At 67.7% G+C, this 19648-nt stretch carries 14 protein-coding genes; 4 read left to right on the plus strand and 10 right to left on the minus strand.

The window, feature by feature from the left end; all coding sequences use genetic code 11:
• Window positions 1-489 precede the first annotated feature (489 nt).
• The 6 genes from OHS16_RS14090 to argH (OHS16_RS14115) all read right to left on the minus strand — a co-directional run bounded on the left by OHS16_RS14090 (window position 490) and on the right by argH (OHS16_RS14115) (window position 8267).
• A complete protein-coding gene (locus OHS16_RS14090) occupies window positions 490-1755 on the minus strand; it encodes an MFS transporter (RefSeq protein ID WP_328537538.1) in 1266 nt (421 codons plus the stop codon).
• On the minus strand, window positions 1752-3164 hold the full coding sequence (argH, locus tag OHS16_RS14095; protein WP_328537539.1) for an argininosuccinate lyase: 1413 nt from the start codon (window positions 3162-3164) through the stop codon (window positions 1752-1754). The genes OHS16_RS14090 and argH (OHS16_RS14095) overlap by 4 nt, the downstream gene beginning before the upstream one ends.
• A 320-nt stretch (window positions 3165-3484) precedes the next feature.
• Window positions 3485-4687 (minus strand): ATP-grasp domain-containing protein, encoded by a 1203-nt coding sequence (locus OHS16_RS14100; RefSeq protein ID WP_328537540.1) that lies wholly within the window; start codon window positions 4685-4687, stop codon window positions 3485-3487.
• A 49-nt stretch (window positions 4688-4736) separates the two neighbouring features.
• Window positions 4737-5915: an ATP-grasp domain-containing protein gene (locus tag OHS16_RS14105; protein ID WP_328537541.1), complete on the minus strand. Its 1179-nt coding sequence runs from the start codon at window positions 5913-5915 to the stop codon at window positions 4737-4739.
• A gap of 106 nt (window positions 5916-6021) precedes the next feature.
• The gene (locus OHS16_RS14110; protein ID WP_328537542.1) at window positions 6022-6837 is read right to left on the minus strand and encodes a phytanoyl-CoA dioxygenase family protein; all 816 of its coding nucleotides are present in this window, start codon (window positions 6835-6837) and stop codon (window positions 6022-6024) included.
• Window positions 6834-8267, minus strand: coding sequence for an argininosuccinate lyase (gene argH / locus OHS16_RS14115; protein ID WP_328537543.1), 1434 nt, complete (start codon window positions 8265-8267; stop codon window positions 6834-6836). The genes OHS16_RS14110 and argH (OHS16_RS14115) overlap by 4 nt, the downstream gene beginning before the upstream one ends.
• A gap of 297 nt (window positions 8268-8564) precedes the next feature.
• Between argH (OHS16_RS14115) and OHS16_RS14120 the strand changes: the two genes are divergently transcribed.
• Window positions 8565-9461 carry a UbiA family prenyltransferase gene (locus OHS16_RS14120; RefSeq protein ID WP_328537544.1) on the plus strand — a complete coding sequence of 299 codons (897 nt, stop codon included), beginning with the start codon at window positions 8565-8567 and terminating at the stop codon, window positions 9459-9461.
• A gap of 27 nt (window positions 9462-9488) precedes the next feature.
• Here OHS16_RS14120 and OHS16_RS14125 read toward each other — a convergent pair whose 3' ends face one another.
• A complete protein-coding gene (locus OHS16_RS14125) occupies window positions 9489-10187 on the minus strand; it encodes a helix-turn-helix transcriptional regulator (RefSeq protein WP_328537545.1) in 699 nt (232 codons plus the stop codon).
• 715 nt (window positions 10188-10902) lie between these two features.
• Here OHS16_RS14125 and OHS16_RS14130 point away from each other — a divergent pair.
• Both OHS16_RS14130 and OHS16_RS14135 read left to right on the plus strand, forming a co-directional pair.
• On the plus strand, window positions 10903-14931 hold the full coding sequence (locus OHS16_RS14130) for an nSTAND1 domain-containing NTPase (RefSeq protein WP_328537546.1): 4029 nt from the start codon (window positions 10903-10905) through the stop codon (window positions 14929-14931).
• 750 nt (window positions 14932-15681) lie between these two features.
• Entirely contained in the window at window positions 15682-16455 is a 774-nt protein-coding gene (locus OHS16_RS14135; protein ID WP_328537547.1) for a glycosyltransferase family 2 protein, read from the plus strand.
• Between the two features lie 49 nt (window positions 16456-16504).
• On the opposite strand, the gene OHS16_RS14140 is transcribed toward OHS16_RS14135, so the two are convergent.
• From OHS16_RS14140 to OHS16_RS14150, 3 genes are all read right to left on the minus strand, one after another.
• Entirely contained in the window at window positions 16505-17428 is a 924-nt protein-coding gene (locus OHS16_RS14140) for an FkbM family methyltransferase (protein ID WP_328537548.1), read from the minus strand.
• Between the two features lie 111 nt (window positions 17429-17539).
• On the minus strand, window positions 17540-18190 hold the full coding sequence (locus tag OHS16_RS14145) for a GntR family transcriptional regulator (protein ID WP_328537549.1): 651 nt from the start codon (window positions 18188-18190) through the stop codon (window positions 17540-17542).
• Between the two features lie 227 nt (window positions 18191-18417).
• Window positions 18418-18612 (minus strand): hypothetical protein, encoded by a 195-nt coding sequence (locus OHS16_RS14150; protein ID WP_328537550.1) that lies wholly within the window; start codon window positions 18610-18612, stop codon window positions 18418-18420.
• A gap of 345 nt (window positions 18613-18957) precedes the next feature.
• On the opposite strand from OHS16_RS14150, the gene gntA reads away from it, so the two are divergent.
• Window positions 18958-19647 (plus strand): guanitoxin biosynthesis heme-dependent pre-guanitoxin N-hydroxylase GntA, encoded by a 690-nt coding sequence (gene gntA / locus OHS16_RS14155; RefSeq protein ID WP_328537551.1) that lies wholly within the window; start codon window positions 18958-18960, stop codon window positions 19645-19647.
• Window position 19648: the final 1 nt, after the last annotated feature.

Below are 19648 nucleotides of genomic sequence, written 5' to 3' on the forward strand. Positions count from 1 at the left end.
CCAGGTCGGGAGGGTGCAGCGGGCGCGACCACTCAGGTCGCTCAGCCGGGTCACGCGGATGAGATCCGGAACTGCGAACCGCCGCAATCGTATGGCACCCGGGTCACTTCCCCACGAGCCGTTTATCCCTCGGACACGCCCGATCGACAACGCACTCGGCCGTCCGGGACAGGCGGCCAAGCTAGTCCCGTACGGCCGAGGCGGTCCTCATATTAAGGGCCGCGACGTGGTGCGCCTCAACTCCTCATCCGCATCCGCAGAGCGATGACGCGCAGGCACAGTCCGGAGATCCCGCGTCCTGCCGCGCTGTGCGGTGGAGGCCTGTTCACGGCCCGGCCGAACCAGGGATTCCCGGTACCGTCAGTCCGGCCATGAGGCGTTCGCGCAGCCCAAGGGGTGACGGGAGGGCGGCCCGCCGAACGCGGGGCCGTCGATGTGGCATGTGGCCCATGCGCTGGTCCGTGATCGCCACACACGGTCCGGTCTGCGTCACGCCGATACCTGGCCGCCCACGTCGTGTGCCGGAACGGCAACCTCGTGCTCACCTTCCTGGCCCACGGTGCACTGATCAACGCGGTCACTGCCGGCCACTCGATCGCGCAGGCCTTTTCGCAGCAGCCAGGTGACCAGCAGGGACAGCACAGCCATCATGGCCATCGCCCATCCCACCGAGCCCGCCGCACCGAGCAACTGGGCGGTGCCGCCGGCCAGCAACGCGCCCAGGGCCTGACCCACCATCACACCGGTTCCGGAGAGACCGAACGCCTGACCCCGCACGTCCTCGCGGGTATGCCGGACCAGCCGCTCCTGCAGTGGCAACGATGCCGAATAGCCGAAGGCGGAGACCCCGACCAGCGTCGCCGCGACCGGCACCGGCAGTGACAGCGGGAACGCCAGGAACGGCACCGCCAGCAGCACCCGCAGCGGCAGGATCAGCCTGTCGCGCACAGCTTCGGGAACGAACCGTCCCACCACGATGTCGCCGCAGAGCATGCCGACCGCGCCGGCTGCCAGCAGGTATCCGGCATGGCCGGTGGAATACGGGATGAACAACGCCTCGCACCCCACCACCAGGCCGTTGGGCACCCACATCATCAGGTAGAGGGGCCGGACAACGGACGACGTCAGCAGTTCGCGGTTGATACGGCGGCTGCGTTCGACGACTTTCCCCACCGCCCGTGGCGGACGGTCGAAGAGCCCGATCCTCGCTGTGACACCCGCGGTGACGCTCACCGTTGCGGCGATCCCGAACAGCCACGTGGGCGACACCACGGCGAGCAGCAGGGCGCCCGCCGCATTGCCGACGATCTGCATTCCCCCGACCGTGATGTTCATCGTCGCGCGGGCCAGTACGTACGCGTCCTTCGGCACGATGTCCGACAACAGGGCGACGACGGTGCCGGACGTGGCGGCCATCGCCACGTAACCGCCGGCGAGAATCAGGAAGCGCATCCACCAGCTCAGGCCGGGGAGCATCTGCAACGCGGCAGTCGACGTCGCGATGACCGCCATGCAGATCATCGCGGTGCGCGGGCGGAACAGATCCGCTGAGGCCAGCAGATAGCGCGCGGTGACGAGTTGCACCAGCGGTCCCCCGAAGAGGGAGATCGCCGTCAGGAATGGTGACCTCGTCTCGTGGTACATCACCGTGCCGAGTGCCAGGCCGGAGACGACGACTCCGGTCATCGTGAACAGACGGACGACGAAGAGGACTCGGAACTCCCGGATCCCGAAAATTTCGCGATAGGTGGTCACTTGGCGCGCAGACGATCCAGGCGGGACCGCCACTCCTCAACTTCCTGAGCCACCCGCTCCGGTGAGGTCCCGCCGACACTGCGGCGTGAGGTCACGGAGTCCTCCACCCCGAGAACCGTGAACACATCCGCAGTGATGCGGGGGTCGACTTCCTGCATCTCCTGGAGCGACAACTCATCGAGGCTGGACTTGCGTTCATCGGCCAGCCGCACCAGGCGCCCTGTGATGTGGTGGGCCTCGCGGAACGGCATGCCCAGCTCACGTGTCAACCAGTCGGCCAGGTCCGTCGCCGTCGCGTGGGCGGTGCCGGCCGCCGCCCGCATCTCACTCACTCGCGGCTTCATGTCCCCCATCATGCCGATCATGGCCTTCAGGCACAGTTCCAACGTCTCCACGGCATCGAATGTCGTTTCCTTGTCTTCCTGCATGTCCTTGGAAAACGTCAGCGGCAGTGCCTTCATCACCGTCAAGAGGCCAATGAGGGCGCCGTGGACGCGACCGGTCTTGCCGCGGACCAGTTCGGCTGCGTCTGGATTCCGCTTCTGCGGCATGATGGAGGAGCCGGTCGTCCAGGCATCCGAAAGCTCAATGAATCCGAACTGCGGCGACATCCACAGCACGATCTCCTCGGCCAGTCGTGAGAGATGCGTCATGCAGAGGGATGCGGAAGAAAGATACTCGATGGCGAAATCCCGATCGGATACAGCATCGAGAGAATTGCGCATCGGTCGCGCAAAGCCCAGCAATTCCGCGGTGCGTCCACGGTCGATCGGGAACGAGGTCCCCGCCAGCGCCGCCGCTCCGAGCGGGGACTCGTTCATGCGTTCACGAGAGTCCCGAAAGCGGCCGTGATCGCGCCCGAACATCTCGACATACGCCATCAGGTGGTGACCGAATGAGATCGGCTGCGCGCTCTGCATGTGCGTGAAGCCGGGCATGATGGTTTCCGCGTGCTGCCCGGCCTGCGCGGCCAGGGACTCGACGAGCTGCAGGATCAGCTGCGACGTACGATCGTGCGCATCGCGCACCCAGAGACGGAAGCTTGTGGCGACCTGGTCGTTGCGGCTACGGGCCGTGTGCAGCCGCCCAGCCGTGGCACCGATGAGCTCACGAAGGCGGGACTCGATATTCATGTGAATATCTTCGAGCTCAACCGAGTATGCAAATGCCCCGGTAGCGATTTCAGCCCGAATTACCTCCAGGCCGTCTTTGATGGCCGTAGCGTCCGCCTGGGAAATGATGTCCTGCTCGCACAGCATGGCGACATGGGCGAGCGATCCTTTGATGTCCTGCGCCGCCATTTTTCGATCGAACCCGATGGAAGCATTGATCTGCTCCATCACCTCGTCCAGTCCCTCATCGAAACGGCCCCGAATCAACCCGCTGCCCTTACTTGCATCGCCTTGCATGCGCTATGCCGACTTTCTTCGAAGAGGAAATGACACGATGAATCCGAGGCATAGTATCTGACCCTTGATCCCGGAGTACAAGCGTTCTCGATTAATGAGACGGAGGGGTGGGTTACGCCGGCTCGGTCATTCGAGGGCATGCGACAGACCGTCTGCCGGGCCCGACTGGGCGCCCGGATGCGGGCGATCCCTGCCGACGTGGCCACCGGGTGCGACGGCCACCGGCCGCTTCGGGCGAGCCGGGCGAGTACGCCAGTTCGAGCGGGACGTCGCCCACCGCGATCAGCCGCCTGCCGGCCGTCGGAATTCCCGCATCAACTTCAATGCGATGGATCCGGGCTGACATCGATCCGGACCCCTGCCATGACTTTCCGGCATTTCTCCATCGCCTGTGCAGCGGTCGAGGCTGCGGCCAGCACATAGCCAACCCGTGTTCCGGAGTTGCGGATTGGGTGGATCCGGTCCCCTGCCTGCACGGGGAGATGCAACTTCAGGATGCCTGGGAGCCCCTGCCAGCGTTGCACTCCGGTGACCTTGGCTACCCGCCCCGGCGGCGGCGTGAAGAAACGGATGGCCGCGGCACCGGGGGCCGTGTGATCCGTCTCGTGCGGCCCGACCCGGTCGAGGGCCCATCGCACAGCGAGGTCGAGCAGGTCGTGTCCGGTGGCCTGCCGGACGAGCGTGGCGATGGAGTCTCCGCCGACCCGGGTGTGCGTCTCGATGACCTCGGGGCCCGAAGGCGTCAGGCGCAGTTCTGTGTGGCTGCAGCCGTCGGTGATGCCCATGACGTCGAGGAATTCGGCGACGTACTCCCTGATCGCGGCCGCGGCACCGGGTTCCAGCGGCGCGGGGACGACGTGTCCGACCTCCACGAAGGGGTTCGCCGGATCGTCGTCGTGGGTGAACTTGCCGGTGATTGCCAGTGCATGGTGCTCGCCGGCGCAGCTGAACGCTTCGACCGAGAATTCCGCGCCGGGCAGGAACGGCTCGGCGATGTACTCGTCCAGGGTCTCAGGGGGCATCACCACGTCACCGGCCCGGCGGAAGCACGCCACGCTCTCGCTTCCCTGTCCGTGCCGCGGTTTGACGATCACCGGATACCCGTGTTCGGCCGCGAAGTTCCGAATGCCGTCGGCGTCCCGTACGACCTGGCAGGGGACCGTGGAGAACGCCTTGTCCCGAAGCCAGGTCCGCATGGCGAACTTGTCCCGCGTACGCGAGACGACTTCTGACGACATGCCAGGAATGCCGAGCGCCTCGGCGATCCGTGCCGCAGGCAGCAACCCCTGCTCCGTCAGCGAGAGCACCGCGCTGAACGGGGTGTCACGGTGGATCGCCTGCAACACCGGGATCAGCGTCGGATCGTCGTACTCGGTCAGCACACTGCGCCTGGAGACCGGAATCAGCGCAGCGTCGTAGCGCGTCGGGGTGTCGACCAGCGTGATGTCCGCGCCGGACGAGCGCAGACGGTCACAGAGCCCGGGACCACCGCCCACGACGATTACCTGCTTGGGGGATTCCATGGCCGGAGCACACCTTTCACTGGGAGATCAGAACGGGCCGCGGAGCTGCCTACAGCGTGCGGATGTATGCGTCCAGGTCCTGCAACGATTCGCTGCGGAGTACCGCGTGACCGGCACGCCGGTTCACCGAGAAATGTTCTGCGCCGGGCACGATGTTGTCGTCGCTGCGGACGTCCCGTACGACATCGACGCTCTCGGGCCTTGCCACTTCGGAACGTTCGTCGAAGTGGAATCGAATCCCGTGCCAGATTCCCCGGGGTTCACGCTCGGGCGCCTTCCAGTCACGGCCGGCCCGGGCGTACAGATAGGCCTCCTCGAGGTGCAGCCCGTGCTGGAGTTCCACGATCTCCGGCACATGGCCCCCGACGGGGCGAGCGGCGGCCTCGATGACGCTGATCCGCTCGGCATCCATCTTGAACTCGATGTGCATCACACCCTGGGCCATGCCCCAGCCCGACGCGATGCGCTCGGCGGCTCCCAGGAGTCCCTCCTGATGCTGCACGGGTATGCCGCTGCCGGAAATATGGCCGACCTCGTGGCATATCGGAGGCGCTGACACGAACTTCTGGGTCAGTGCGTGCGCGACGATCTTCTCGTCCTGCACGACGCACTCAAGGCTGAACTCCGGGCCGTCTGCGAACTCTTCGACGAGTGCACCAGGCGTGTAGGCGAGGTTGGTGAGCCGCGACCGCTTGAAGTCCAGCATCTTGGCCAGCGTGGCCTCCACCTCGTCCTGCGAGGAGCACTTGCGCACGAAGAGGCTCATGGCCATGTCGATCGGCTTCACGATCACCGGAAAGGCCACGTTCTCCCAGTCGAACGCACGGCTTTCCCCGATCGAGGAGAGCCGGGTGATCACCTGTGGTTGCGGCACGTCGTACTGGGCGAAGACCTCCCGCATGAGCGACTTGTCACGCGAGGCCCGGATCCTGTCGACATCGTTGTGGAACAGGCCGAGTTCCTGCGCCAGTACGTCCGCCGCGATCACTGCGAATTCGTTGCCGGCGACCACCGCGCCGAATCGGCGTGACCCGATCTGCGACAGCAGGTCCTCGGCGGAGTTCGTCAACTCGGGCACTCTGATCCACTCGTGCAGCCCCGGAGTGCCGTCCCCGACAGTCGAGCTTTCGATCGTCAGAATCGTCAGCGGCCAGCTTTCACGGCTGCAGATGTCCGCGATGCGGTTCAGCGACCACTGGGAAACCGGGTGAAGCAGAAGAATATGCATGATTAGGCACCCTTTGAACGCGTCGAGCGGGAAGTCGGTCACGGGACCAGGGCTTCCGCATGTCCGGAAGCCCTGGTCGAGAAGGTCCGCGCATTCCTGCGAGGCCTCAGATGTCCCCGTTGCGCTCGAAGTAGCGCTCGAAGCCGACCATTTCCTGGCAGCGCCGCGCGACCTCGCGCTGGTAGTACTTCCGGTACAGGCCCGTGTCGTTGGTGGCGCAGTACGACGGCAGCAGCACGGTCCGCGGGACATCGCCGGCGTTGCGACCGCTGAAGTGCACGGCGAGCGAGTGGAACACCAGGACGTCACCGGCTTCCAGCGCGGGGACGTCGATGGCCGACGCGTTCAGCGCCGTCGGGTCGCAGTCCGCCTCGGGGTTGTCCGCGGGCCCCGGGAGGAGGTCGTGGTGGGTGCCGCGATAGAAGCCGAGCCCGCCTGAGCGTGCATCGCTCGGGTACAGGTTGATCACCGCCGTGCACAGCTTGTCCGGTTCCTCGTTGAGCCACCGCCAGTACAGGAAGTCCTGGTGCGGGATGTAGCCGTTCGTGCCCGGCTCCTTGCGGATCAGCTTGCACTTGAGTACCTCGGGGGAGCCGTCGAGGATGGTCTCCAGTGCGGAGAGCAGCGCCGGGTGCTTCGCGGCGTCCGTCATCCCCGACGAAATGTCGAGGACCGGGTCGAGGCGGTCGAAGGTGTAGCGGCCGTCGGGCCCGCGCCGGAACTCCGTACGCAGATTGAGGTCGTCGTCCAGGCCGTCGAGGCTCCAGAGCCGGTTGACCTCGTTCCGGTAAGCCTCTATCTCCGCATGCGAATAAAGACCACGGAGGATGGTGTAGCCGTCCTGCCAGTACTGCTTCTTTGCTTCGACCGGGTCGATGGCGGGCAGCCGCTGCTCCGGGGTCTCCAGCAGGGTGGCGGTCATCGCTTGACCTCTCCTTCTTGCTTGATGATTTCCTGGTCGGAAAAGTCTGTTTCGAACTCGATGAATTCGGCGAGCCGGGAACGCAGTTGTGCGGCGGCCTCGGCGACACGCTTGGGTGATGTGCCGCCTTGGCTGTCGCGCGAGTCGACCGAGGTTTCAATGGATATGTCCGGCCATTCGGCCAGTGCCAGGCGGGGGTCGATATCGCGTCGCGCTTCGAGGGGCAATGCGCTGAGCGGGCACTTCCGCTTCTCGGACAGACGCACCAGCTCAGTGACGAGGTGATGCGCTTCGCGGAACGGCACACCGCGCTCACGCGTCAGCCAGTCCGCCAGATCGCCCGAGGTCACGAAGTCGATATCGGTGGCCGAGCGCATCGCGTCCGTGTTCGGCTGCATGAGGGTCGCGAGCGTGACAGCGGCGTCCAGGGACAGCGCCAGCGTTTCCGCGGTGTCGAACAGCGGTTCCTTGTCCTCCTGCAGATCCCTGAAGTAGCTCAGGGGCAGACCCTTGACCACGGTCTGCAGCGCGTGGAGATTCCCCAGAACCCTGCCGCTCTTGCCACGGATGAGCTCCGCCGCGTCGGGGTTCCGCTTGTGCGGCATGGCCGATGAAGCACTGACCAGTTCGTCCGGCAGCGTGATGAGGCCGACGAGCTGCGACGACCAGAAGACGATCTCCGCGCTGAAGCGGGAGAGGTTGAGGGCCACCGATGCGCCGGCGCTCAGGAAATCGAGAGCGAACCCCCGGTCCCCGACGCTCTCCAGGGAGTTCGCCGTCGGCTGACGGAAGCCCAGACTCCGCGCGACGGTGACCCGGTCGATCGGGAATCCGGTGCCGGCCAGTGCCGCGGATCCCATGGGGCACTCGTCCTGCAGAGTGAGTACGAAGGAGATCCGCTCGGCATCGCGCAGAAATGTCTCGGCATACGCGAGACAGACATGACCGAAGGTCATCGGTTGCGCGATCTGGAGGTGCGAGAAGCCCGGCATGATGGTCGCCGCATGCTTCTCGGCCTGCGCGAGCATCGCCTCGGTCAACGCCAGGATCTTCGTCCTCAGCGAGATGACCTGATCGCGGATCCACAGCCGGAGCGCGGTCACCGCGAGATCGTTCCGAGCACGTGCGGTTCCCAGCCAGCCCGCGTCGGCGCCGATCTGCGTCTCCAGATACTGCTCTATCGCCGTGTGGACGTCCTCGGCATCGGGGTCCAGCAGGTCGGCTCCGGCCAGAATCCGCTGCTTGAGCTCCTCCAGAGCGCGCTGGAGTTCCGCGGCGGCGTCCGCGGGAAGGATCTCCTGCTTCAGGAGCATGGCGACGTGCGCCTGCGAAACAGTGATGTCGTACGGGGCGAGTTTTCCGTCGTAATGCCCGCTGGAGCCGATCGCTGCCATGTTCTTCGCAGCCTCGGACCGCTCATCAGTTCTCATGTGAAAACCCACGTGGAGAGTTCCGGAAATACTGTGTGGTTCGTTTTCTGTTCATGCCTGTAGGCCTGCCATTCGTATGCGCTGCGGTATCCGGATCATTTCTCCGATTCGCGGCGCCGCTCATCCTGCCCCAGGAATTCAGGCCCTCACAACGTATTGCGCCCTAAAGCCCAGTGAGGGTGTACACCGATGTACACCCGTACGCCGATGGTTGTATGGCGATGTATCCGAGGCCGCTCATAGGCTGCGGCCGTGATCGATTCCGGGGTTTGTCCGAGAATTCCCAGTCCGGCTCCCGTGCTGGATCTGCGCCGGCGCACCATGGCAGAAACGGCACGTCTGTGCTGGTCGGAGGCGCGCCCGTCGGTGCAGATCGTGTTTCTTCTGCGGTTCGCGGTGGGCGCGGTGTCCACCGCTCAGCTCCAGCAGGCTCCCTGGCGGACCCTGCTCGGCATGGCGGCGTGGTGGTGTGCCGTGTCCTGCGCGTATCTGCTCAACGGCGTGACGGACGTGCGGGAGGACCGGGCCAACGGCTCCCGGCGGCCGATCGCCCGGGGAGACCTGCCGGTCCGCACCGCTGGAGCCGTCACGGCCCTGCTGGCCGGTGCCGCGCTGACGCTCGGCGTGCTGGCGGGAAACGGAGTGCTCGGGTGGGTGGCCGGCTTCCTGCTGCTGGGCTGTGCCTACTCGGCTCCCCCGGTGCGGGCGAAGCAGTCGAGCGTGCGCTGCGCGATCGTGGTGTTCGGCCTCGGCGCGACCTCGTACGCCGCAGGAGTCGCGGCGGCCGGCTCCGGGTGGAGCGCGACGGGCGTGGTGTTCGGCTGCGTGATGGCCGCATGGATGGCCCTGGTCGGCTCCGTGGTCAAGGACTTGGGCGACGCGGGCGGAGATGCGGCCGGTGGCCGGCGCACCGTCGCCGTCGTCCACGGCATGGCTGCGGCGCGGGCGCTGGCCGCGGCCGGGGCCGTACTGGTCGGCGTGGCCGGCCCGGTGGCGGCGGCCCTGTGGGCCCCGCTCGCCCTGGTGGGTACGGTGCCGTTGGCGGCCGGGGCGGTGTGGGTGGTCGCCCGGGTGGTGCGCGACACCCGCCGGGCGAGCGCCGACCGGCAGCAACGACGGGACGCGTACCGGGCGTTCATGGTCACGCAGTACACCGCGAACCTGGTCGCGCTGGGTGTGCTCGCCGCCGCGTGAGCCATGGCCGGGCTCGCCGCCGCGCGATCAGCCCTGACCGGGGAAGGCCTTGTTGAGGGCCTGCACCCGGGAGCTGGTTCCGAGCTTGCGGTACGCGTTGTGCAGATGGCGCTTGACGGTCGCCTCGCTGATGTCGAGCCGCCGGCCTATCAGGCGGTTCGTCAGGCCGTCGCGCACCGCCTCGAGGATCTGCCGCTCCCGCAGCGTCAGCAGGTCGAGGACCGGCGCGTGCGCGGCGTCCGCAGACGCTCCTGGGGCTCGCTCCCGCGCCTCGGGAGCGAGCGGCCTATTGGCCTCCTCGTATCCCCGGATCCCCTGGTACAGGCGGCTGCCGGTCGCGTCCCTGAATGCGGTGCTCACCGTCTGGGTCGCCGCCAGGCGCTCCTCCGCCCGCACCCGGTCGACGGCCTCCGTGACCGCGCCGTGCATGGCCTGCCAGAGCACCTCCACCGCCCGCACCGATTCGGACACCGGAACCTGCTGGACGACGCGGTGGGCCCCCAGCAGCCGCGAGTACTCCCCGACCCCCCGGGGCTCCGCGTGCTTGCCGGCCTCCAGTGCCTGCGCGCACTCGGCCACGATGCTCTGCGCCTGGTGACGGCACTGCCGCCAGATGTCCTCACGGGAGACGAGCGGACTGCCGAGCCGTCCCAACGCCGCCCGGTACGCCTCGATGATCTCCGGCGTGGCAGCACGGAGCTGCTGCGCCGCGGCTTGACGACCCACTGAAGTCCCCCCTGGACACGGAGCGTTGCGGCCGCCCGCACCGGGCGACGCTCTCCGCATGATCGCGTTACGCGGGCAAGCTAACACTCCACCGGCGTACCCGACAGACGAGATCCGCTGGATGAGACCGGCGCTCGCGCCACGTCATCGTTGCTGATGGCGACCCATGTCCGGAGGGCTGCGGTGGTCAGGAGCTGCCCGGGTCGCGGGCCGCCTCCGCACCGGCCGCAGACCGGTCCACGAAGGCGGCATGGCGCGGGAGAACCGCCACCTCATGGGGATACGCCGCACCGTTCGGTACCGGTCCCTCCCCTCGTGGGGACCGGTACCGAACGCGGCGGCATCGATCCGCGCCGTGTCCGTGGACCGGCATGGATCGAGAAAAGGCGGACCCGTGGTCGATACGACGGCAGTCCGGTTGGGACCGCTTCACGGATCTCGCAGGCTCAGCCGGTGAGACAGCCGGTGGCTGCTGGTGGCTGCTGGTGGCTACGGTGGAAGTTGACCGAGAACATGCGGCGTCATGATGTGTCTCTCCGAGCGCTGAGCTGGTGGCCGATCCGGGCGCCGCCCGGGTGCTGCGCTGCTACGTCGTGATCCTGCCAGCTATGGCTCCCGGTGAGGGGGATCCGGGGCCCGGACGAACCGCTAACCGCAGGTCAGGCAGATAGGCTGAGTTTTCCGGTCCGGACGTCCAGGGTGGTGGAATCAGAGGGTGGAGACCTTGAGTTCCGACTCCGGCGCACGCACAGCCTTGGCGGAACGTCTCGCGCTGCTGTACAGGGAGGCCGGCAACCCTCCGCTCAAGAGCGTGTCCGAGGCAGTCGTCAGGCTCCAGCGGGTCGACGAACGCGGGCGGGCCGTGCGGGTGTCCGCCCAGCGGATCAGCGACTGGCGACGGTCCAGGAACGTGCCTGCCCAGTTCGTCGCCCTCGCAGCGGTGTTGCAGGTTTTGATCCCCCAAGCGCGGCGCGCGCAGACCGCGCCGGTGTCCGCAGGACTGTACGACCTGGCCCAGTGGCAGCGCCTGTGGGAGCGGGCGGTGGCCGACCCGGTCGGTGACCGCTCCGCGGCGTCTGCGGAGGACAGGCAACGGCTGTCCGGCGAGGCCGTGAACGTTCCCGGTGGTGTGTGCCCCTACCGGGGGCTGGCTCCGTACCGCGAGCAGGACGCCCGGTGGTTCTTCGGCCGGGAGCGATGCACGGACGCCCTCGTCGCTCAGCTCCGGGCAGCGGAGACGACAGGCGGCCTGGTCATGCTCGTGGGCGCGTCGGGGTCGGGAAAATCCTCCCTCCTGAACGCCGGAGTGGTGCCCGCATTGCAGAACGGCGCCCTCGGTGACGGTGACAGCCGGGCGCGGAAGGTGCTCCAGCTGGTACCGGGAAGCGATCCCCTCGCAGAGCTGACGCGCCGGATTCCTGAACTGGCACACGTCCTCCCGACAGCGGAAGAACCGGCGGAACGGGAACTCGCATCGGATGAACCCGGTACGCGCCGATTCGCCCACGCGGCGAGGGAAGCCGTCTCGGCATGGACTGACCGTGAAACGTGCTCCTCCGCTCGCCCGGTCGTCATCGTGGACCAGTTCGAGGAGGCGTTCACGCTCTGCTCCGACGAGGCGAACAGGCGCGCCTTCGTCCAGCTCCTCCATGCCGCGTGCACGGCCACCGGCCCGGACGGCCCCGCCCCCGTGCTCGTGGTCCTCGGCATACGCGCCGACTTCTACGAGCAATGCCTCGGATATCCCGAACTGGCCGACGCCCTGCAACACCGGCACATGGTTCTCGGACCGCTGACCACCGCGGAGTTGCGCGAAGCCGTGACGAGTCCGGCCAGAGCGGTGGGTCTGGAACTCGAACCGGGGCTGGCGGAGCTGATCGTCCGGGAAGTGAGCGCCGACGGCCCCCGCGGGACACACGCGGGGGTGCTGCCGCTCCTCTCCCACGCCCTGCTCGCCACCTGGCAGCGGCGGACGGCGGGCAGGCTGACCCTGGCCGGCTACGGCGCGGCGGGCGGGATCCAGGGGGCGGTCGCGGCGACCGCGGAGCGCGCCTGGTCCAGCCTCGGTCCGGCGGCCCGCACGGCCGCGAGGCTGCTCCTGCTCAGACTGGTCCGGCTGGGTGAGGACACCCAGGCGACCCGGAGGCGGGAGACGCGGCGCCAGCTGGCGGAGGAATCCACGGACCCGGACAGGACGGAGGAATCGCTCGAAGCGCTGGTCCACGCCCGGTTGGTGACTCTCGACGCGGAGACCGTGGAGATCACCCATGAAGCTCTGCTGCACGCCTGGCCCCGCCTGCGTGACTGGATCGACGAGGACAGGAACGACAACCTGCTCCGCCAGCAGCTGGAGGAGGACGGCAGGGCCTGGGAGGCCGCACATCGCGACACGTCCATGCTCTACCGGGGGTCCCGTCTGGAGCAGACCCGCAGCTGGGCGAAGTCAGCAGGTGACACGTTCCTGACCCGGAGCGCGGTGGACTTCCTGGCCGCTTCGGCCAGACTGCGCAGACGCACAGTCTGGCTCAGTCGTGGGGCGGTGTCGGCGCTCGTCGTCCTGGCGATGCTGGCGGTCGGTTCGGCGGTGATCGCGTGGCAGCAGCGGGACGACGCCGTGTTCGAGCAGGTGGTCGCCGAAGCCGATCGCGTCCAGTACACGGACCCGTCACTGGCCGCACAACTCGATCTCGTGGCCCACCGTTTGCGGCCGGGCGACGAGGCCACCAGCAATCGGCTGATCTCGATCGTCAACGCGCCGCTGGCCACCCCGCTCCTCGGCCACACCGGCGCCGTCTACCTCACCTCGTTCAGCCCGAACGGGCGGATTCTGGCCACGGCGAGCTACGACCGGACCATTCGGCTGTGGGACGTGACAGACCCCACTCATCCCAAACGGTTGGGCAAGCCCCTGACCGGCCACAGGAGTTGGGTCAGCAGCGCGGTCTTCAGTCCGGACGGGCGCACCCTCGCCAGCGCATCGGACGACGGCACGATCCGTATGTGGAACGTTCGGGATCCCAGCCACCCTCAGCCGCTCGGTGCTCCCCTGGCCGGCGATGGGGGCACGGAGTACCTCCTCGCCTTCAGCCCCGACGGGCACACGCTGGCCGCTGCAAGCGAAGATCACACCGTGCGGCTGTGGGACACGGCTGAACCGAGCCGGCCGAAGGCCATCGGCGCCCTGACCGGACACACCGCGGCGGTGCGCTCGGTGGCGTTCAGTCCCGACGGACGGACGCTGGCAGCCGGCGGCGACGACGGCACGGTCCGGCTGTGGAACATGGCTGATCCGCGTCACCCCGGCCCGATCGGCCGGATACTGACCGGCCACACGGGCACGGTGCACTCCGTGGCCTTCAGCCCCGACGGCCGCACGCTCGCCAGCGGCGGCGCGGACGACACCATCCGGCTCTGGAAGGTGACCGACCCACGCCACGCCGCCCAACTCGGCACACCTCTGACCGGTCACACCGGCCCCATATGGTCGGTGGCCTTCAGCCCCGACGGCACGATGCTCGCCGCCGGCAGTGCCGACAGCACGGCGAGCCTGTGGAACGTCAGCAATCCCGCATACCCGGCGCAGGTCGGCGAGCCTCTTGCCGGCAGCAGCGGCGAGATGTACGCCGTCGGCTTCAGTCCTGACGGCCGGACCCTCGCCACCGGGAGTGGTGACAACAAGGCCCGCCTCTGGTCGATCCCGGCGTCGGACATGACGGGCAGAATCGGAGCGTTCCGCGCGGACGGCCGGGTGCTCGCCACCGCCGCACGCGACGAGAAGGTGCGGCTGTGGAACGTGAGGTCCCCCAGCCGGCCCGCATTGCTCGGCAAACCGTTCATGCCCGGGAAGGGGGACGCGCGTTCGCTGCTCTTCTCCCCCGACGGCCGCACCCTTGCGGTGCTGACCGGAAGCCGCGCGGTGCAGTTGTGGAACGTCACCGACCCGACCCGGCCTGTCCCCTACGGCCCGCCCGTCGCGCTGAGGACACGATTCGCGGGCCCCGACGCGCTGGCCTTCAGCCCGGACGGACACACGCTGGCAACCGCCCTCGACGACCGCACCATCCGGTTGTGGGACGTCAGCGACCCATCTCACCTCGTTTCGCTCGGTGCGCCACTCGCCGGCCAGAAGGGCTACGTCAACGCCTTCGTCTTCAGCCCGGACGGCCGGACCCTGGCCGGCGGCAGCGCGGACGGCGCCATCCAGCTCTGGAACGTGACCGACCCACGCCACGCCGCCCGACTCGGCGCACCTCTCAAGGGCCACCTGGGCCCCGTCAACGCACTCGCCTACAGTCCGGACGGTCGAACTCTGGCCAGCGGAAGCGACGACGGCACGGTCCGACTCTGGAACGTCACCGAACCTCTCCACGCAGCCCAACTTGGCTCCACCCTCACCGGCCACACCGAAGCGGTCGTATCACTCACATTCAGCAGGAACGGGCGCACGCTGGCGAGCGGCGGCAACGACGACACGGTCCGGCTCTGGAATGTCACCCACCCGTCGAAGGCCACTCCTATCGGCCAGTCACTGAGCCCTAATGCCAAGACCGGCAACTTCTTGTCGTTCAGCCCGAACAGCCACCTGCTCGGAGTGTCCAGCGGCGCCGATACCGTCCGGTTGTGGAACCTGGATGCCGACAGGGCAATCAGCCGTATTTGCTCGGTCACCCGGGGTGTCCTGACACCGAAGAAATGGCACGACTATCTGCCACGCCTGCCGTACGACCCGCCATGCGGTCAGTAACAGGTGCGGACCACACGCCTGGGCGTGTCGCGTGATCTCGATCACAACCCCTCCTTACGGCTGAGCAGTTCTCCCGTCACCCAACCAGCCTTGTTACTGTGGGAAACAGCCCGATCGCTGGCGCATCCCCCGTCGCCAGCGGTCGGGCTCTTCCACGACCTGGGGATGCCGGACATCCAATGGCGTGAACTCCTCGATTCACAGCGGCGCAGCTGGTCCGCATTCAGGGCAATGGACCCCTTGCCCTCCCCCGGCTTCCCGCCGGGGGAAATGGGCGTGACCATCTCGATACACCAGAAATACCGGCGGGTCTTCTCGGCGATGGCGGCCCTTCTCGCGCCCTTCCGTCGACGGGCCATCAGCAGGCTTTCCGTCGACGGCTCCTGAAGAGACCTGTTCCGAACTCCGCGTGAGTTGCGGGGATTGTGACCACACCTCCCCCACTCATCAGGGCCTCCTGAGGAGTCGTATGGTGAGGACGTCATATCGAGGGAGCGGTCGACATCGCGGAGCTCATGAGGGTCGCAGAGGGCACCGCGCTCATCGAGCGCTCCTACCGGACGCGATTCAGCGCCGGGCGCGCGCCGTTCAATCTCGCCGCCTCACATCTCGTCCCTCACAGCCCTCCGCAGGACGTCGTCCGACACCGACGACCGCGCTGTGGAGAGGTCGTAGATCACGCTGCCCGGCCAGCGCACGGCCATGCACTTCACAGCACTTCACCACTCATCTGGAAAGGTGGTGAGTGCCGTGCGCCGGCGCATCATCATCGTTACCGCCGTCCACGCCCCGTCAGCCCCGTTCCTGCCGGACGCCTACACATCACTCTGCATACAGGAGCTGCCCGAGGGCTGGGACTGGCACTGGGTGATCCAGGAGGACGGGAGGGGTTCGGACGTCGCTCCGCATGTGCCGGCTGACGAGCGGGTGACATTCCGGCAAGGGCGGGCCGGGGGGCCGGGGGTAGCCCGGACCATGGCTCTCGCCCACGCGAACGGCGACTACGTCAAGGTCCTGGACGCCGACGACCAGTTGGCGCCGGGCGCACTGGCTCGCGACCTCGCCGCCCTCGAAGAGAACCCGAGCCTGGGCTGGGCGACGTCGCGCGTGCTCGACCTGCTCCCCGATGGTTCCACCGCCGGCTTCGAAGGTGACCCCGACAACGGCCCGATCGAGCGCGGAGCGGTACTCGCGTACTGGAAGGCGAACAACTACCGCGCGCAGGTCCACCCCGCGACGCTCTTCGTCCGCCGCGACCTGCTCTTCGCCCTCGGCGGCTGGATGGCGCTGCCGGCCTCGGAGGACACCGGACTGCTGCTCGCGATGAACGCGGTCAGCCGGGGCTGGTTCTCGTCCGACGTCGGCCTCCTGTACCGCAAGTGGCCAGGTCAGGTGACGAGCCAGGCGACGCACACCGATACGGCCGAGCGCGATACGCGTATGGCAGTCGTGGAAGCCAGGTCGCGTGCGCTGGAGCGCTTCCAGGCACTGTCCGGTCAGTCCCCGCTGACGGGGACCTCGTAGATACGCGTGATGCCGCTGGCCCGGCCCCGGGAGGCCGGGCGACAGCGTCTCAGGGCAGCAGTTCGGCGTCGGTGCGCGAGAAGACGAGGTCACTCTCACCGGTGATCGGTCCGCGCCACCGGACAGGAGCCGGCGGAGGGCGGCGCCGCGCCGCGACGTAGCTCTGCGGGGTGTAGTCGTTGGCCATTCGGTACACGTGGAAGCCGCGCCGCTTCATCGCGCCCAGAAGCTCGTCGACAGAGTCCCCGAGCTGCGTCATCCGGTGGGGAGTGACCTCAGTGGTGATCTCGGCATCAGGTCGCAGCTGGTCGATGACAGGCAGCAGGCCCCGGATGGCGCTGCCCTCCGCCCCCTCGACATCGATTTTGATCACTCTCGCCGTCGTGATCTCCTCCGTCCGCAGAACCTCCGCCAGTGGAAGGGCCTCGGTTTCGAAGGTGGATTCCGCGGTCCCTTCGTAGGGGACGATGCTGTTCGCACCCATGTTGCTGGAGCTGGCGAGGACGAAGGTCAGCAGCTTCCGGGTGTCGGCAACGGCCGTGTTGACCGCACGAATGTTGTCGCACTCGTTGAGCCGGGCATTCTGCAGCAGCCTGCGGTGGAACGCGGGAGAGGCCTCGATGGCCGCCACCTGGCCCGTGCTGCCGACAAGACGCGAAGCCAGCACGCTGAAGTAGCCGATATTGGCACCGACGTCGACGAACGTGTCCCCGGGACGCAGCCTGTTCTTCAGCCAGTGGGTCATGTTCGGTTCCCATCCGCCGAACATGTACAGGTAGCGCTGGATCAGGTCCTGGGTGTCGACAGCGAACCGGGCGCCGAACCGGGCCTCGGAAACCCGCCGTCGAGGGTGGTCACGCAGGTGGGCATTCAGGTACTGGGCGGCCAGCCACTCCTTGCCGAGAGAACCAGGGGCATCACGCAGGTACCAGCGTCCGAGGGTGACCAGCGCCTCTGAACTCGTGTCCCTCATCCGATCGCCTTTCCGCAGGGTGCCACCCGAACCGTAGCGCGGAGGGCCCGGGCGCTGAGGGCCCGTACGCCCTCAACGCCCTGCCACGGCCAGGGCTTTGGTCAGCAGGTGTCAATCACGCAGTGCGTCGATCACGCTCGCCAGATGGGAGCGGACGGCCGCCTCGGCTGCCTGTGGTTCCCGGGCCCTGATCGCCTCGATCATGGCCAGGTGTTCCCTCAGGGACTGCTGGGGGCGCCCCGGTCGCAGCGCGAGCTGGAACCGGTGACGCACCAACTGGCCGTTGAGCCGCTCCAGGAGCGAAACGGCTGTCTGCTGGCCGGAGAACTCCCGTACGAGGGCGTGCAGTTCGTGGTTCAGCTCGGAATAGACCATCGGCTCGCCGCCGGCGACCGCCCTGGACATCGCCTCACCGACACCGGTGAGCCGGTTCAACTGCTCGTCACTGGCCGCGACGGCCGCCTTGGCCGCGCACAGCCCCTCGAGCGCCATCCGGCATTCGGTGATGGCGACAGCTTCCTCAACACTCACCACCCGCACCCGCGACCCGCGGTTGCGGATCCGCTCGACCAGCCCTTCCGACTCCAGCTCGATCAGCGCGGCTCGGACACTGCCCCGCGTCACCTCGAACTGCTCGGCGAGTTCGTTCTCCACCAGCCGCTGGGCGGGCGCCATCTCTCCGCGCAGAATCGCCTGCCGCAATTGAGCCAGCGCCAGCTGCCTGCCCTGCTCACCACCGGCCGGGCCGGCTTGCTTCGGCATGGTTGCCCTCCCTGAGCGAGTGCCTGTCGAACCCAAATCTAAGCCAACAAGATGGTCAACGATTCTGTTCGACATTTTGCGCACCTCCTGCTGCCGCACAGCGCCGGTGGAACGACACCACAGGCGGCTCTTCCCGGGGCCGGGCATGCATCAGGGCCGGCCCCGGTCAGAGGAGTCCGGCCCTGATGTGTCAGCGGCGGAAGCCGCCGGAAGCCCGCTGTGAAAGCTCAGCGGCCACTGTCGAGCGGCGCCTGACCCAGCAGGGTGCCGACCAACTCGTTGGCGAAGTGCAGGCCGACCTGCTCCTTCGGGGTGAGGCCGGTGGCGTTGTCGGTGGGCGCGGGGGCCGCCGAGGCGGCTCCGGCGGCGAGGACACCGGCCACGAGGGCGCCGGCGACAACGGCGGTGAGACGGCGAATCATATGCAGGGTTCCTTACGGTGAGTGATGGACTGTTCACTCTCAGCTTTCGGCAGGGACGCGGGTCCACCCGTGCACCACGCCGGTTCCGGGCGCGAGATCCACCCCAGTACGTGACCCTTTGGTGACGGGGCGAATCCGGGCTTTCGCAGATCGGCTCCTACCGTCACAATCGCCTGACGACCTCCCCCCGTCTTTTTCCGCGGACCCGGTCCTGCCCGCGTGCGGCCACGACGGCCGCGACTCCGCGTGCGGCCGGAAGCCCGCAGGCATGGGGTGGGCGCACCCGGATCCAAAAGAAAAATGATCTCCCAGTGAGGAGGCACGTACTTGGAAGGAAGGCTGGCCATGGCGGCAGATGCGCGTGGTGAGGTCGAGGAGTTCATCCTGGGGGAACGGTTCTCCTGCCTGGCGGGCCGCTCCGCCTGGCGCCGGGGTGGCATCGCACATCGGCACTACGACCTGCTGGGGAGCGAGGAGTCCGCGCGGCTGATGGCACTCGATCTCGCGGAATTCGTGGGATCGGCGGACTGGAGCGCCCGGACGTTCACCAGCTTCGTCGCGACCTTCGCGCAGCCGCGTGGTGTGGATGAGCTGCGGTTCGAGGAGCTTCTGTGGCAGCAGTTGCAGCTGCTCCATGAACAGGACGCGGAGTCCCATCGCTGGGCCGATGGCTACTCGTCGGACCCTCAGTCCGGAGCGTTCGCGTTCAGCGTGGCCGGCCATCCCTTCTTCGTGATCGGTCTGCACGAGACCCACCAGCGGTGGGGCCGCCGGCCGCCCTATCCGATGCTGGCCTTCAATTCGCATGAGCAGTTCGACCGGATCAAGGGCGCCGGGATGTGGGACCGGCTGGCGGACAAGATACGCAAGCAGGACATCAAGCTGCAGGGCGATATCAATCCCAATCTCCACGAGTACGAGCAGCTGTCCGAGGCCCGCCGCTACTCCGGTCGGCCAAAACCGGCCGACTGGCAGTGTCCCTTCGCCGCCCGCGAGGCACAGAGGGAACGTGAGCTGACCGCCTCGGGCGCCTGAG

This window comes from Streptomyces sp. NBC_00344, assembly GCF_036088315.1.
Classification (GTDB): domain Bacteria; phylum Actinomycetota; class Actinomycetes; order Streptomycetales; family Streptomycetaceae; genus Streptomyces.